Origin of the sequence: Bacteroides xylanisolvens XB1A, assembly GCF_000210075.1 — a bacterium.
Taxonomy (GTDB): domain Bacteria; phylum Bacteroidota; class Bacteroidia; order Bacteroidales; family Bacteroidaceae; genus Bacteroides; species Bacteroides xylanisolvens.
Genome location: NC_021017.1, coordinates 5,891,656 through 5,907,223, shown reverse-complemented (window position 1 = coordinate 5,907,223; position 15,568 = coordinate 5,891,656). Strand labels below are relative to the sequence as shown.

Genomic DNA, 15,568 nt, shown 5'->3' with positions numbered 1-15,568 from the left:
TGTGGAAATCCGTGTTAATCTATGGCGAATCCTTTCCATAAATTCCCTTCGGGAAGAGGAGCTTCAAGCTCTATCAGTTCTTTTGAGACAGGATGTATGAACCGTACTCTCCGGGCATGCAGACAAATGCTCCCATCCGGATTGGAGCGTGGAGAGCCATATTTCAAATCTCCCTTGATAGGGCATCCCATTTTTGCCAGCTGACAACGAATCTGATGATGACGTCCGGTTTTTAAATCGACTTCGAGCAAATAGTAATTCTCCGAATGACCGATCAACCGGTAATGCAAGATCGCTTTCTTGCTGTTCGGCACTTCTTTGTCGTATGCATAACTTTTGTTCTGCTTTTCATTACGTACAAGAAAATGTACCAGTTCACCTTCCGGTTCTTGCGGAGCATTTTTCACAACCGCCCAATAAGTCTTTTTCACCTCACTGGTGCGAAACATTTCGTTGAGCCTTGTTAATGCCTTACTCGTTTTGGCAAAAATAACAAGACCGCTTACGGGGCGGTCCAACCGGTGTGTCACACCGAGGAAAACATTTCCGGGTTTCTGATACTTCTCTTTCAGATACTGTTTTACAGTCTCCGAAAGCGGCGTATCCCCCGTCTTGTCTGCCTGGACAATCTCGGAAGCGGTCTTGTTGACTACAATGATATGGTTGTCTTCGTATACAACAGTCATTCTGTTCGATTACATATTCATACCACCATCTACCTGAATCACCTGACCTGATACATAAGAAGACATATCAGAAGCCAGGAAGGTAGCGATGTTTGCCACATCTTCAGGAGTACCACCACGACGCAAAGGTATTTTCTTTGCCCATTCAGCTCTTACTTCGTCAGAAAGAGCAGCTGTCATGTCTGTCAGGATGAATCCCGGAGCGATAGCGTTGGCACGGATGCCGCGAGAACCCAACTCTTGTGCGATAGACTTAGCCAATGCAATCATACCTGCCTTAGAAGCAGCATAGTTAGCCTGTCCTGCATTTCCGTGAACACCTACAACAGAGGCCATATTGATAATGCTACCAGCTTTTTGACGCATCATGATAGGTGTACAAGCATGGATGAAGTTAAATGCAGACTTCAGGTTCACGTTGATTACCATATCCCATTGCTGTTCGCTCATGCGCATCATCAAACCGTCACGAGTGATACCGGCATTGTTTACCAATATATCGATCCGTCCGAAGTCCTTGTGGATTTCTTCAACGACCTTTGCAGTATCTTCAAAGTTAGCCGCGTTAGAAGCGTAACCTTTGGCTTTCACGCCCATTGCTTCCAATTCTTTAGCTGTATTTTCTGCATTTTCGTCAATGACAAGGTCAGTAAATGCGATGTTTGCGCCTTCGGCAGCAAACTTAAGAGCGATAGCCTTACCAATACCGCGAGCAGCACCGGTTACAATGGCTGTTTTTCCGTCTAATAATCCCATACTAAAAGTTATTTAATTAAATTTCTGTTCTATGCAGTGCGCCAAACACAATGTTGGACACATATCTATTTCTTGTATCTTCATCCAGATGTGCACCTATATGGCCTCGAATATAAGGAACTTCAATTCCTTTCACACAATAATGTATCAAGTCGGCAGTCATCTCCACATCGTCAATATGGAAAACTCCTTTTGCCTGTCCTTCCAGAAGAACAGCTTTAAAGAGCTGGACTTCCTTTGCATCAAACTTCTTGCGAACTTTTTCCACCCGCCATATATCACGGAAGAAATAAGCACGCAGTGTTCCGTTTCGATAGACGACCTCTTTTACTGCGTCCAACCGGGTATATATCATCTCCAACAATTTCTCGTCCGGTGAGATATTTTTCTCGGCCACCCGCTTCATCATATCCGACAGAATATCCAATTCCGATTCCACAACAGCCAAATAAATTTCATCCTTACTTTTAAAATAAGTATAGAGCGTTCGTCTACCTTTTTTAGAAGCAAGAGCGATATCATTCATAGTTGTGTTTTCTACTCCCATCTTCGCAAAAAGCTGACGGGCTACATCTACTAATTTGGCTTTTGTCTTGGATACGGTCATAGGTTACAAATTGCACATTGCTGAATATTTTGAGCAAAAGTAATTCTTTTCTTTAGACCATACAAGAAAATAGAGAGAATATTAACATTTGTATATTAATAGGTGCTAAGAAAAAGTTTCATCATTATTTCATTCATTCTCAACTAAATAAGAAAAAAATGATGATTTACTCGAAAAATATTCAGCAAATTATTTGTTTGTTTCAAAAAAAGCCGTACCTTTGCACCCGTTAAACATCGCGGAGTGGAGCAGTTGGTAGCTCGTTGGGCTCATAACCCAAAGGTCATTCGTTCGAGTCGGATCTCCGCAACTAAAGATAAGAAGAATCGCAGAAATGCGGTTCTTCTTTTTTATGACGACTCTTCTTTACTGGTTTTATTCACAACCTAATTTCAGTTATCAACAAGGATATCAACAAAGTTATTAACAGGTTAATTTGCTTATAACAAGACAATTAAGCATATAGACTCCTTTTCTATCAACAAGGCAGTATTTAGTTATTCACCATACAAAAGCCGGCTGATTCATGAGGGATCAGCCGGCTTTTATGTTCCTTCGAAAAAGGGTATCCTATTGATGTTTATAAAACTTCAGTATCTTTTTCGCATAACGTTTTCCTAATAACAGTTGTGCTTCCGTATTAAAATGAGGGTCTTTCTCATCTTTATACCATCCCAATCCTTTCGATGATACCCAATCGGAATAGGGAATAAATGAAGAAACTTTTTTAATCATCTGATTAAAGGGGACTGTACCTGCTTCTCTTTTCGTCCAGTTCCATTGTGAAATCTGTCCTACAACAACCGGTAGATCCGGCATGTCCAGATCTTCCCGCAAGTCTTTCACCAAAGAAATCAGTTTCTGTTTATACGCTTCCGGATTCGAACAATCGGCTTCTCCCTGATGCCAAAGGATTGCTTTCAAAACACCTCCCTGCTTCATTGCAATCCGAACCCGGGAAAGAGCTTCTTCATAATATCCGTCTTTACTCCCTTTTAGCCAGGAGTTGATGGATGAGCCTCCACGCGCATTTACTACCAGTCCGACAGGACGTTTCGTTTGTCGGGCCATCTCTTTAGCAAAGCCGTAAGCCGGTCCCAAACGCTGCATTGACAAATCTTTCCGAACTGTAGAATAACGATTGAGAGGATTTACTGCCGGTTCAAAATTCCCCTTATCATTCAATAGATACACATTTTGGAGGGTATCCATGACTTCCGGAGTTAATGTTGTACGCCCCGCCATGTTGGATTGTCCGATGCATACATACAAGTCAAAAGAAGACGGAACATTCTCCTTTACATTCCCGGCAAAAGCAAATAAAGATTGCAGGAGGAGAAAAGACAGTAAATAAATAGACCTAAGCATATTGACAGTGTTTATGATTAATAGTTTCTATAAATACGGATAGCGTTCAGAATAGGTTCTCCTTCTTTTTTATGAAAGTCAACACTCAATCCTTTTCCATCCTTCACCGTTACTACAAATTTCTTGATAACAGCACGGGCATATCCGTAATCACGAGCTATGTTGAAATCATCCAAAACAGTCGTTCCATTCATTGAAATTCCGAAGCTACGGTTTCCGGCAAACGTCTGTTCCGAGTCAGCTCCCAGATTATAAACCAACGCTTCCCTCTCTTTGTCCGACTCCAATTCTGCCCAGTACAAATATACGGAATATTCTCCATTCGGTACATCAGCTTTAAAAGATTTTATTCCAACACGTTGAGTCTGGAAGATTGGATTCATATCCGTTCCCAGAATGTCAATATCCGAACCAAGCATACTGCCGAATCCTGTTTTACGACGATAAGAAGTTCCGCCTACAAATCCCCAGCTACCGGGCTTATACTCCTGCTCGGGAATCCATGCTACATTTGCTGTACGGTCTTCAAAATATCTCGGAGAACCCAACATTACATTTATTTCCGTAAATGGAATTGCTTCGTCTTTCAACTGTGAGCCTACCAACTGGAACTGAATCCGGAGCATATCCCGCAATTTGCTATCACCAGCCACGGCAACTGCTTCCAGGAGATTCTCTCCACCAACGAACGGTACGTCGAACAAGGCATAATTATCTTCTACCTTTTTCTTTCCCAGACTTTTATTGTTCACAAACAGCTCTACTTCTTCCGCATTGGAGAATACAGGAACAGACTGAATACATTCTTTCTGTGCAGTATTCACCACTCCCCCACGGCTTTTCCACTCCCGATTACCTATAACAAGTATCGGACGACGTGACAAAGCTGTCTTATAAAACCAATAAACATCCTTCTTCTCCCTGTTTAATCCGACAACTCCTTTATTGTTTACATGAGGAACAGCATCGACACGGGATTCGGAATAAAAATCATTCAGATTCCACAGACTGGAACCGGCAATAAACGGACGTTTCATCATTTCACGGAGATAATGTTTATGATACACCAAACCATATTCCTGTGAGAAGTCGAAACGTTCCGGCTGGTAGGAATGAAGTCCCGGATCTACTCCCGGTCCATATTCCGTAACCATCAACACTTTTCCCTTGTATACCTTATGGGCACGGTCGAGCAAACGTTGAAACTCATTGATATCCGGCTCATACCAGCCTTGATACAAGTTCCATCCCTGAATCATCGGGATTTCGGTCAGATGGGCATCTTCGTAATATTGAGGCATATTATGATAAGCCATCATGGTATATCTTGAAGGATCTTCCTCGCGGATGGTCGCTTCCAAGGCACGGGCTACTTTTTCAGTAAAGCGGTAGTAATCTTCCAATTGCTTGCCTTCGGTATAAGGGCGACGCAGAAAAATCTCATTCATATACCCCCAAATCATAACAGAAGGGCGGTTGAAATCCTGACGTACCATTTCTTTAGCCATCTCAACGGAGTTCTGCAAAAACTCTTCAGTTTCCGTAACAGCATTGACAACGGGGATTTCAACCGAAGTCACAATACCCAGTTTATCACACATTTCCATGATTACAGGATCTTGGGGATAATGTGACACACGCAGGAAGTTCCCTCCCATCTCTTTCAACAGTAGTACATCCTGTACATGCAACTCGTCGCGCAAGGCATTTCCTTTCTGAAAATAATCCTGATGCCGGGCAGTTCCGATTAGTTTACGTCCTTTGCCATTCAGGAAAAAGCCCTTTTCCGAATCAAATTTAAACCAGCGCAAGCCTAACGGATTCACCACTTCATCCAGCAAAGTACCCTTTTTCTTATCGAGAATACGCGTATATACCATATACCGATAAGGATCGTCTATATCCCACAAACGGGGCGAATCTATTTTTATCTTTTTAGAGATGTCTGTCTTTGTTTCACCGGATGCCAGCTTTATTTCCGCATGAGTCTTTTTCACTTCCTTACCATCCGCATCGCAGATTACATTTTCCACCCTGATTTCTGCAGGTTGGAGTGTATTATTCGTCAGTAATGTAGTAATTTCTACCGAGGCTGCGGAGTTGTTCACTTCGGGTGTACGGATATAAACTCCTGACGAAGCATAATCATTCGTTGCAATGTGCACCGGATTCATAAACTGCAGATAGACATCCCGGTAGATACCGCCAAAGAAAGTAAAATCGGCAGATAAGGGAGGAATATTCGGATTATAGACATTGTTCACATAAATGGTAAACAGGTTTTCCTGTCCATAACGCAAATGGGAAGTGATGTCAAAACAGAAACGGGTATACCCTCCTTTGTGTTCTCCCACGAACTGACCGTTCAGATAAAATCGTACTTCCTGATTGGCTCCTTCAAAATAGATCACTGCCTGACGTCCCTCCTGGCTTTTATCTACAAACAATTGTTTCCGGTACCAAGCCGGTCCCCGATAAAATCCCGGAGTTTCGTCGTCTGCATCTTTATTATTCCATGTATGAGGTATATTGACCGTCTCCCAAGAAGAGTCGTCACAGCCGGCCAGCTGCGCTTCAAACGGAGATCCTTTTGTAAATTTCCATCCGTCGTTGATTGTGTATACCACACGCTGTTGCGCCTGTGCCCATCCCACAATAAACAATAGAATAAAAATATAGAGAAACTTCTTCATAATCGATATATACTTATAATTAAAACTTTATTTTTACTTCTCTACCTGTGTAGACGCACTCTTTGCTATCAAGAGCTACACCTTCAGGCAGATATAATTTCACATGCATTTTTATTTGTTCCGGCATACCGGGATAAGTTCCCTCACGCAGTCCAATAGTCAATGTCCGTTCCGAATCTTTCCATTGCATCGGCACTTTCGAACATACACCCTCTTCATAGCGGTAGGAATCACCTTCATCCTCATACCATAAAAAAGCAGCATCCGCTCCTCCATAGATACGCAATTCCAGTTCACGATCGGGATATTCCATCGCATATTGTTTCACTTCTGCCAAAGGCAAGATAGAACCAGCCTTCACATAGAGCGGAAGTATGTCGAGGATATTTGTCTGCATTTGTTCTCTTCCTCCTTCAAAAGCTTCTCCGGTCCAGAAGTCATACCAATATTTACCGCTATGTTCCGGCAGATAAATACAGATGTTCTTTTCTTCCGATTGCGGATGAAATACCGGACGCACCAATAAGGAAGTACCGAACATATAGGCATTATCAATATCAAATGTCCGGGTATCTGTTGTGAAATCCATTGCCAAACCTCTCAACATGGTATAATTATTGGCGGTTACCTGATGGGACATTGAGTAAATGTATGGCAACAGACGGTAACGCAGATAAATATACTTCACTTGATTATCATAAGATAATGTCCCCTCTTCACCGAATTGCCAAATTTCACGCGGCACATTCGTACCGTGAGCACGGAAGATAGGAGTAAATGCGCTAAACTGGAACCAACGGGAATATAACTCTTTATAATCATTACTTTTCAGTCCGTCGGGATATTTTGCATCCCGTTCTGTGACAAAGAATCCTCCCGTATCGGAAGTCCAATACGGAATACCGGACATAGACAAGTTTAAGCCGGCAACCAGTTGTTTGTGCATATTCTCCCATGAAGCCGAAACGTCACCCGACCATACGGCTGTACCATAATGCTGTTGCGAGGCAAAGGCGGAACGAGTTAGGATAAATATACGCTTCTGATCGCTCTCGGCGCGCAGGCGTTGATAGAAGTCCTTTAGCATTTCTAAAGAATAAGTGTTCAGATAACGGTGGAAGCTACCCAGATAAGTATTACCTGCCGATTTGGTCTTTTCTTCCTGCTTCAACTGTGTGAATCCATCCCGGAAAGATGGTTCCGTTGCATCCATCCACCAAGCATCCACACCCATATCATAGAGTCCTTTCTTGAGGTATTGCCAGAAAATATCCCTCGCGACAGGATTGTAGGCATCAAAAACCTTATAACCTGCCCATGTAGGTTCACTAAACAATGCACCGATAGAATCCAAAGACTGATAGACAGCCGTTTCCGGTCCGAATCCGGGCCATACGGAAAGCATAAAATGAACATGGTCCTGTTGATGCAGTTCATCAATAACCTGACGGGGATGATTAAAGTTTGCCGGATGGAAGGTCAGGCTGTTCCAATGAGGTTTGTCTCCCCAATATTCCCAGTCCTGCACAATGTTATCCAACGGAATTCCCCGTTTACGGTATTCTTTAACGACTGCCTTCAATTCATCGAACGACTTATATCGTTCTTTGGACTGCCAGAAGCCATACACCCATTTTCCAAACATCGGCACGTCCCCCGTCAATTCCCGATAACCGGCAAGGACTTCGTCCATATTCTTACCATAGACAAAATAATAGTCGGAGGCATCACCTACTTCGGAAGTAAATGAGTAGCCCTCCTTCGTATCTTCAAACTTCGTAGAAGAATAATTATCCCATAAGACACCATATCCGTTGGTCGAAATAAGGAACGGATTGACAATATCCATATTGGCCTGTAACAGAAGTACAGATTTCCCCCGATAGTTCATGATTCCATTCTGATACTGTCCCAGTCCATAAATGGCCTCATCCTCGGTAGGAACAAAGCGTTGAGTGACTTCGAGACATTGTTCACCTCCGGCAACCGAACGTTTGAAGTTCCGTGCCTTTCTATCCCCTTTCTCTTTTAGTAATAACTTACCTGTGGATGTTTCCTGAAAAGTGAAAGCCACATCTGCCTTATCAAAAACTACGGAAAGTTCACGGGTGCGAAAGAGTAGCTTCTGTCCCGTATCTTCCCATTTATAATCTTTAAAAGCCGGCTTTTCCGAATCGACCACCAATCTTCTTGTTACCAGTGTATCACCTTCGGGAAAAGACAGAATCCGCACGCACCCCGCCGACATAAACTCAACCCGATATTGAATACTGTCAGATACGAAAGCACATCCCCTGTCATCTTCATGGACCGGAGAGGAACATCCGAAGCAGGATAGTACAGATAAAACTAATAACCAATTATTTAAACTCTTCATCCATGCATTTATTTGACTGTGTAGATCGTATAGCCCAATGACAAATTACGGACTACGACATTTCCTTTTAAATAGAAAGTAGGCATATTGAATCCATTCACGATATTATCCTTATACAATTCTACTTTTGCGCTTTTCCATTCACCCGTGTTGTCGGTACGTATCCGGGACACAATTTTAAACGGCTCTTTCGGTTCGCGCTGTGTAGATGAACGTATAAAAAGAGATTCATTTCCCTTGTCCAGGTATTCAAAATAGAGATACCCTACATAGTTATTCATTTGTAATTTGGAAACCAGCTCTTTGGGCAAAGAGATAGAGAGAGTTTCTTCGGCACTGTAACCACCGGATTTTCGCTTTCCCTGAATCTTCATGTCCGACTCACGCAAACGCATCATCTCAACCGCCAAAGCGGATTTTGCCGTCTTGACATCATTTTCTATTTGTGACAACAAGCCTATTGCCACCGGATAACGTCCCTGGCTAATCAACAATGCTGCCTTATCGAGCGAACGTTGACAAGCGGATACGTCCATCTTCGTCTTTTCCAGGAAACGGGCTTCTTTTCGCAGCCGGAAAAGCATTAAAGGTAAGGTTAATCCACGCTCGTCCGCCTGTTCGTCTTTGAATTCCGCCGCATACTTTAAAGTCGTATGTAGTTCACGGTCACCGTTTTCAATGGTCGGCTCTATTTCGTGTCCTTCGGTATAGTCACTCCACGAAGCGATAAACATCATGTCCAGGCTGTCCTTCTCTGCCATACAGAACTTCCACATACTTTGATAAGTTTCTCCATTGTTACGTGGGATATAATAGAAGTGTCCACGTCCCCAGCCCGCACATCCCCGGTTATCCATTCCCGGCATGGCAAATCCCGACTTAATGGTATAAGCAGGATTGTTACTATGCCAAATTGAATCACGGAAAGGTTTCATAAACTCAATAACATCATCCTGAGTGGCGTAATTATCCCATTCGGCATGTGCCTGATCTCTTGTACGGACACGGGCAGGAAGCCATGCAGTCGGTATTTCTCCCACTTCTTTCCAGGTATCCATTTCATCGCTACGAGTGACGGGGATATATTTATCATTTTCCAGTTTTCCCCAATCTGCCCAACGGCGTAAAGCAACCGGCTGCTTCATTCCTTGCGGTAACTTCGCCAATGATAATACTTTCTTATATTCATCCACTTTCGCTCCGGGACCGAAATGATAAAAAACAGGCATTCCCTTCACCATAGGAGCTGTAGGACCGGTAAAGACGCTATCCACCAGATATTGGTAACATTTGGCCATGTATTCGGTCTTTGCCTCACGGGTGTTAACTTCCGGATAAATCTTCGTAATCCAGTCATAATATAACCAACCGTCGCACCAGTTTACGCCGATTTCAAAGTCATACTTTGCTGCCACTTTCTGCATCTCACGCAGCAAGATGTCATTTTCGTGAGGCTTGAACCCCCATTCGATAAAGAATCCATCTATCTTAGCCGCTTTTGCCGACAATATCTGATATTCGATATAATCGGGATCGAGATTGGACTGCATTCCGACTTGGGGATAAGCCACTGCCGCTATCTCATGCCGTCCTTCGCTGTCTATCAGGTCGGCATTATAACACAGCGACTTTCTTCCGGTACTTGATTTTTCCGTATTGGCATACATCTCCCAACGCCCCAGCTTTCCGTCATGCTGCCGGGTATAGCGCACTCCGTGAAAGTCGGCATACACTTTCTTTCTATTCTGCGCCAAGGCCGGTAATGCGATAGATACCAATAAAAAAAGAAGAAGTTTCCTCATTGTTCCAAACTTAATTATTCAACTTATGTACTTAATCAATCTTCCACCATACTTAATCAGTCCTCACTCAACACGAAATCATGCTTTTCCGGATAACTGAAAAGATTGTCTATCATCCAACGGCCTTTATAAATCTTGGCTCCGTCCATTTTGAAAAGTTCTTCTCCCTTCTCATTTACAAGTCCTTCTGCCCACCATTCTTCAGTCGGTTTCAGCATCAGGATTCCGTCCGGTCCGTTGCAGATGCTTTTTATATCGGCTATGCTGTAAACTTTCTCGCAAGTAGGTTCGGTAGAGTCATTAGTCGTAGCGTCGGTAACTCCAGTCAAATCAAACTTATAGACAGCCGAAGCAGCAGTAAGCCATAATTTATCTTCTTCACCATATACCGGGAACAAATCATGCCCACCCGATTCATTGCTGAATGTATAAAGGGTAGTCTGATTTATTAACTTGGGATTACTCCGGTTACCATCGTACTTAAAACGGAATAATGCAGTCACTCCCTCTTTTTTGATAGCTGTAGCATAAAGATACGATCTTTTCTTATCCCAAACAACATTATGCGCATTACCCAACTTCACCGTATTAGCTTTTGCTCCCAATACCTTAACCGTGTCAACCACAAAGGTATTGATTTCACCGGATTTAGATTCTGCCGTCACGATATTTCCATCGGGCAATACCTCCGCAGAGTGGGGATTCTGTCCGCAATTTGCATAGAACATTAATTTATGATCGGACAAACGGATTAAAGCCACAGCTCCGCCGGAGGCAGTCATCAAGATATAGCGTCTATTGAAAACCGGTTTTACTTCACTCGGATTAACAAACCAACCCTGCTGTGCAGCAGGAACACAGGCAGTATAAGGATCCCAACTCCAAATATTGCGGTGCGTCTCCGCATCTCTGATGACAATAGCCCGTCTGGATTGTTCCGCCAGTACATAAGCCTTTTCCGGAAGTTGAAAGATTTCATTTTTTACTACAGGAGCGGCATCATCATCGGAACATGCTCCCAAAGCTATATTAAATCCTAAAAGGATTGCAAATAAACTAAACTTCTTCATGGTCATAACTATTTTAATTCTAAATATTCAATTTGTCTATTTAAAGTTTCCGTCAATCTATTGAACCGATTTTATATCGTAATAATCGATCAATGAATGAACTGAAAGATTCAACTGCCGCATCTGCGACAGAAAAGATTCATAAGGTTCGTATTCGATGGAGACTATTCCTTTATTAGAAGCTTTTCCGTTAGAATCGTAGCCGTCATTATATTCAAAGTGTACCCAACCCACACAATTTCGGGTTTCCAGCAAACGCAGGCAGAAGTTCTGATAAAACTCACCTCTATTTTTCTGTGTATGCACCAGCCATCCACCTCCTTCGGTATTGGTATATCCAGTTCCCTGATAACTGGCATCTTCTGCTTTCGTATAGAATTCCGAAACTAAAAAAGGTTTCGTTCCACACCAAACTTTCAGGTTTGCCAAGAAATCTGCTTCCGGTTGCCAACGGGCATAATAATTGATAGAAACAAGATCACAATAACGAACACAAGCTTCCACCACTTTCTGATTGTATTTGCTCCAGTCATGCAGCCGTGTTCCCAATATCAAATGCTCTTTATCATATCGTCTGACGGTAGCGGTAGTCAACTGATAATAATAATCAGCAACCATCCCCCGAAAGTCTTCCTGATTTTTCTTGGTGATCGCTCCGGCAGAAGCTATACCGTTATCCCGCATGAACTTTTCTGCATACTCACGAGCTGCTTTATAGCGTTCGGGCAAGGACAAAAAATGTTTCAGATCAATTCCTCGCAAAGGGTCAGTATTCTGATAACTGGCAAACGGCAATTCATTGTCAAGATAGAAACCTATAAAATGCCGGTCACCGGCAAATAAAGCTGACTTCTCTTGTACGAGATGATCTATGTACGTAGCAAATGTCGGTTCGAAAAGAAGAACGAGACGATTATATTTGTCATCATCAAACGCGTAGCCCAAATTCTTGCTCATATCCCACATAAAGGTACGGAGCAGATACAGATTCTCTGCATAAGCAATCTTTTGCGTCTTAGGTGTCAACAAGTTAGCACGTACTGCAGCAGGAAATACTTCAATACGGTTCGAACCATACGAAATATAGTTTATATGATTGTCTGCTAACAGTTTGCCAGTCTCTTCACTCCATTGCGCCTCACTACCGTATCGAGTACCGAAAGCCTTCTTATGAGCAGTAGATTCTCCCGGACGAACATGCTGAATTCCATGAATGATAACAGCTCCATTATCCGGATCGAGCAAATAAGAACGGCCTTCGCAACTAGCCACTCGGAAAAAGCCTTCTTTTCCAACCACAGAAGAGGGTTGCAAACCGATTCGTCCTCCCCACGCAGTCCGGCTATCATCCGAAGAGGGAGTATACCAATTCATATTATCAATGGTACGTGTTTCCCTTGAATCTGCCGTTGTCCATGCTTGGAATGTTCCGTTCTGCCATTTCCGGTATTCAACGTTCAAAAAAGTATATTCATCTTTTTCCAAAGGAGTATCTCCTCCTTCCGGTTTCAAAGGTTCTATTTCGTTGGAAGAGGAGGAACAACTAAGCGCTAACTGCATCAGTCCGACCAAAGATAAAAAGAGGAAATACCTATATATTATATGTTTTCTCATATTACTTTCAGCTACCGCACATTATTACTTAACCAATGTGCTCGTTATCAATCGCATCTTTCGTATATTCTATCTAAGTTCACCGGGATAGCTGTTAATAACTCTCGCGTTGGCTATTAATAGAAAAGTTATCCTCCACTAGGAGAGAACTTCCTTCCCCCTTGTTGCAAACTTCTTTTATCTCTATTATAAACTATAAACGCAAGCTTTGTTTTTATAATTGCAAGTTTTGTTTTTATAAACGCAACTTGCAATTATAAAAACGGAAGCTTCATTTATAGTTTGTATCGGACAGAGAACAACTTTACTCCCAATGAAAGGGAAGTTTAGTCTTAATAGAAAAGAAGTTTTCTATTAAGACTTCAGGCGGTAGGTAATACTACCCTGCTTACTTCTTCTTAGGGAATTTGATTTCAACAGTTAATACACGAGCTGTTGTATCTCCGGGCTTCAGTACACCTTCACCAATAGATGGTGTCATACTAATGATTTTCATCACTCCGATTCTGTTTCCACCTGCTGCAGAAGTCGATGCTGTTTTAAAGGCAATAATATCTCCCTCCGCTATAGGAATCAGTTCTTCTTTCACAATCAAACTAGCTGATATTTCAGAAGCTATAGAAGTAACTGTTGCATTATCATAATCAAAGCCGGAAAGTTTAGCTATCATAGTCTTATTCTTCACAGCCGCGGTGTTCAAAGATACCCCACCGGAGCCTGTATATTCATTTGTTTTTGTAGCATTTATAGAATACAGACGAGGCTCTGAAGGAACGTCCTTACCTTTTCCCATACAATAGAATTTCAAATCAACATTCTTCGCATTATCCGCACTAGCTAATGCATAATCAACAGAATACGTTTTTAAATCTTTGAAAGATAACAAACCATAAGCATCCGGATATTTTTCGTGCGCACTATTAGCAAAAGTCTTACTAGATATATTCACTGTGGCAACATCCATATTTACATATGCTTTCACAGTTCCGACAGCTTCTTTTCCCACTCTCCCATCAGAAACCACCACTTTAATTTGAGACGTAGTTTCAGTAAAATCAATTTCCGGAGTGTAATCCAATTGTTTCTCACCATTCTTCTGTTCCCGTAAGACTTCGATTTCCTGTCCGTTTTCAATACGGTAAATAATTACTTCGTGAACTCCTCGTACAGATTCGACCTTCACCGGCACTCCCTGTTTTGCATCTGTTGTAGCAAAAATAGGCAATTCAGGCAAAGTCAATACAGGTATTGGCACTGTTCTATATTCCACAGGTAAAGTTGAAATGGTCACATTATCATATATATCCACTGCTTTTACTTTGAAACCTTTATCGCCTTCTTTGTAATTAATCATCTCGTCATACGAGAAATCCTTTTTGCCATTCAGTTCCACACTTCCTTTTGATTCCTGTCCAGTGGCAGATACCAAATACACTTCCACAACCTTCAAGCCGGCTTCCGAAACAACTTCGAAAGTAGTACGGGGAATTACCGGATTTTCATCCATCTCATCATATACAATCTCTTCCGGATCGAATGTAATGACAGGACGTGCCATTACATCGGTAACAGCAATTGGTAAAGTCCCACTCGTAACATGATTCAGTTTATCCGTAGCTTCAATGATAAAAGCTTCATAATTTGCATTGTACTCCAAGTTTTCAGACAAGCTATACGAGTTGGGATTGAAAAAGTCGGTTACAGTTTTATATTCTGTCACTCCCTCCACCGTCTGCAATTTCATTGTCACGCTCTGAAGCCCTGCCTGTGATTTAATAACAGCCACTACCGGCAGATTGTCTACTTTATTCAAATCAACGTCCAGCTGCTCCATAGGAAAATTAATCACAGGAGCCGCTGCATTAGGATCCAATCCATCATTATCGTCGCCACAGGCAGCAAAGCCCAAGCAAAGTCCTAATATTAATAAGGTATATATTTTACGAATCATAATTAGTTCTCTTTTTAATTAACTGTGGTTATTTGGAATATTTGCAATAGTTCTCAAATATATGAATCACACCGTTTGTCGGCAGAATATTGCTAGTCTTAGCTTGTCGTTGCGGAGATTTTCCGTTGCTTCCGGTCTGATTCACCAGAATCTTACCTACTGCAGCCTGCCATGGATTTTTCCAAACAGACATTGTCATCAATCCAGTCTCACCTTTCAGCATAGTTAAGACGAACATCGGTTCTACCTGCAATTGCCCATAAGAACTATATTCTCCATCTACAATATGATAAAGCAACATATTCTTCACCTTTTCTTTATCACAATCTGTAATGGAAGCTACGCCTGCAAATTCATTCTCCCGATAAAGCTGCATACCGGCATTATTCAAAGCCAGAAAAGTATATTTATTATCAGTCTGGGTATAATAGTCCTTTAAGCCTGTATATTCAATAGCTGCTATCAACTCCGAGAACATATCTTTGTGATCCTGAAAATATTCCCACGCTGTCACTTTTACATACGGATCATCCACCGAAGGCTCATAATCATAGTTCTTTTGCAAGTCCAGATCACAACCGGTCAATGCCAAAATTGTCCAACAAAAGAAAAGAGTCTTATATAATATTGTCTTTTTCATTGCT

At 42.1% G+C, this 15,568-nt stretch carries 11 protein-coding genes and 1 tRNA gene; 1 reads left to right on the top strand and 11 read right to left on the bottom strand.

Annotation, left to right across the window (positions count from 1 at the left end; translation table 11 throughout):
• Window positions 1-14: 14 nt before the first annotated feature.
• Genes BXY_RS23200 through BXY_RS23190 form a run of 3 tightly spaced genes read right to left on the bottom strand, consistent with a single transcriptional unit; the run spans window position 15 to window position 2,049 of the window.
• Window positions 15-686: an RluA family pseudouridine synthase gene (locus BXY_RS23200; protein ID WP_004299905.1), complete on the bottom strand. Its 672-nt coding sequence runs from the start codon at window positions 684-686 to the stop codon at window positions 15-17.
• Window positions 687-695: 9 nt separating this feature from the next.
• A complete protein-coding gene (gene fabG / locus BXY_RS23195; RefSeq protein WP_004299904.1) occupies window positions 696-1,442 on the bottom strand; it encodes a 3-oxoacyl-[acyl-carrier-protein] reductase in 747 nt (248 codons plus the stop codon).
• 16 nt (window positions 1,443-1,458) lie between these two features.
• Window positions 1,459-2,049 (bottom strand): TetR/AcrR family transcriptional regulator, encoded by a 591-nt coding sequence (locus BXY_RS23190; protein ID WP_004299903.1) that lies wholly within the window; start codon window positions 2,047-2,049, stop codon window positions 1,459-1,461.
• Between the two features lie 237 nt (window positions 2,050-2,286).
• Here BXY_RS23190 and BXY_RS23185 point away from each other — a divergent pair.
• Window positions 2,287-2,359 (top strand) — tRNA-Met (locus tag BXY_RS23185).
• A gap of 260 nt (window positions 2,360-2,619) precedes the next feature.
• On the opposite strand, the gene BXY_RS23180 is transcribed toward BXY_RS23185, so the two are convergent.
• The 8 genes from BXY_RS23180 to BXY_RS23145 all read right to left on the bottom strand — a co-directional run bounded on the left by BXY_RS23180 (window position 2,620) and on the right by BXY_RS23145 (window position 15,564).
• Window positions 2,620-3,417: a sialate O-acetylesterase gene (locus BXY_RS23180; RefSeq protein WP_015533068.1), complete on the bottom strand. Its 798-nt coding sequence runs from the start codon at window positions 3,415-3,417 to the stop codon at window positions 2,620-2,622.
• A gap of 17 nt (window positions 3,418-3,434) precedes the next feature.
• Entirely contained in the window at window positions 3,435-6,110 is a 2,676-nt protein-coding gene (locus BXY_RS23175; RefSeq protein ID WP_004299901.1) for a glycoside hydrolase family 2 TIM barrel-domain containing protein, read from the bottom strand.
• A 19-nt stretch (window positions 6,111-6,129) separates the two neighbouring features.
• Complete coding sequence (locus BXY_RS23170) at window positions 6,130-8,487, bottom strand: glycoside hydrolase family 31 protein (RefSeq protein WP_008645235.1); 2,358 nt, start codon at window positions 8,485-8,487, stop codon at window positions 6,130-6,132.
• A gap of 8 nt (window positions 8,488-8,495) precedes the next feature.
• Window positions 8,496-10,289, bottom strand: a complete 1,794-nt coding sequence (locus BXY_RS23165; RefSeq protein ID WP_015533066.1) for a glycoside hydrolase family 71/99-like protein — start codon at window positions 10,287-10,289, stop codon at window positions 8,496-8,498.
• Window positions 10,290-10,345: 56 nt separating this feature from the next.
• On the bottom strand, window positions 10,346-11,359 hold the full coding sequence (locus BXY_RS23160) for a DUF6528 family protein (protein WP_208946901.1): 1,014 nt from the start codon (window positions 11,357-11,359) through the stop codon (window positions 10,346-10,348).
• 57 nt (window positions 11,360-11,416) lie between these two features.
• Complete coding sequence (locus tag BXY_RS23155) at window positions 11,417-12,973, bottom strand: hypothetical protein (protein WP_208946900.1); 1,557 nt, start codon at window positions 12,971-12,973, stop codon at window positions 11,417-11,419.
• A gap of 388 nt (window positions 12,974-13,361) precedes the next feature.
• Complete coding sequence (locus tag BXY_RS23150; protein ID WP_004310455.1) at window positions 13,362-14,924, bottom strand: hypothetical protein; 1,563 nt, start codon at window positions 14,922-14,924, stop codon at window positions 13,362-13,364.
• Between the two features lie 28 nt (window positions 14,925-14,952).
• Window positions 14,953-15,564, bottom strand: coding sequence for a fasciclin domain-containing protein (locus tag BXY_RS23145; protein WP_004310456.1), 612 nt, complete (start codon window positions 15,562-15,564; stop codon window positions 14,953-14,955).
• Between the last annotated feature and the right edge of the window lie 4 nt (window positions 15,565-15,568).

Coding starts and splice junctions, on each gene's coding strand:
- fabG (WP_004299904.1), bottom strand. CDS start 1,442: ATGGGATTATTAGACGGAAAAACAGCCATTGTAACCGGTGCTGCTCGC.
- BXY_RS23160 (WP_208946901.1), bottom strand. CDS start 11,359: ATGAAGAAGTTTAGTTTATTTGCAATCCTTTTAGGATTTAATATAGCT.
- BXY_RS23145 (WP_004310456.1), bottom strand. CDS start 15,564: ATGAAAAAGACAATATTATATAAGACTCTTTTCTTTTGTTGGACAATT.
- BXY_RS23175 (WP_004299901.1), bottom strand. CDS start 6,110: ATGAAGAAGTTTCTCTATATTTTTATTCTATTGTTTATTGTGGGATGG.
- BXY_RS23155 (WP_208946900.1), bottom strand. CDS start 12,973: ATGAGAAAACATATAATATATAGGTATTTCCTCTTTTTATCTTTGGTC.
- BXY_RS23180 (WP_015533068.1), bottom strand. CDS start 3,417: ATGCTTAGGTCTATTTATTTACTGTCTTTTCTCCTCCTGCAATCTTTA.
- BXY_RS23170 (WP_008645235.1), bottom strand. CDS start 8,487: ATGAAGAGTTTAAATAATTGGTTATTAGTTTTATCTGTACTATCCTGC.
- BXY_RS23200 (WP_004299905.1), bottom strand. CDS start 686: ATGACTGTTGTATACGAAGACAACCATATCATTGTAGTCAACAAGACC.
- BXY_RS23165 (WP_015533066.1), bottom strand. CDS start 10,289: ATGAGGAAACTTCTTCTTTTTTTATTGGTATCTATCGCATTACCGGCC.
- BXY_RS23150 (WP_004310455.1), bottom strand. CDS start 14,924: ATGATTCGTAAAATATATACCTTATTAATATTAGGACTTTGCTTGGGC.
- BXY_RS23190 (WP_004299903.1), bottom strand. CDS start 2,049: ATGACCGTATCCAAGACAAAAGCCAAATTAGTAGATGTAGCCCGTCAG.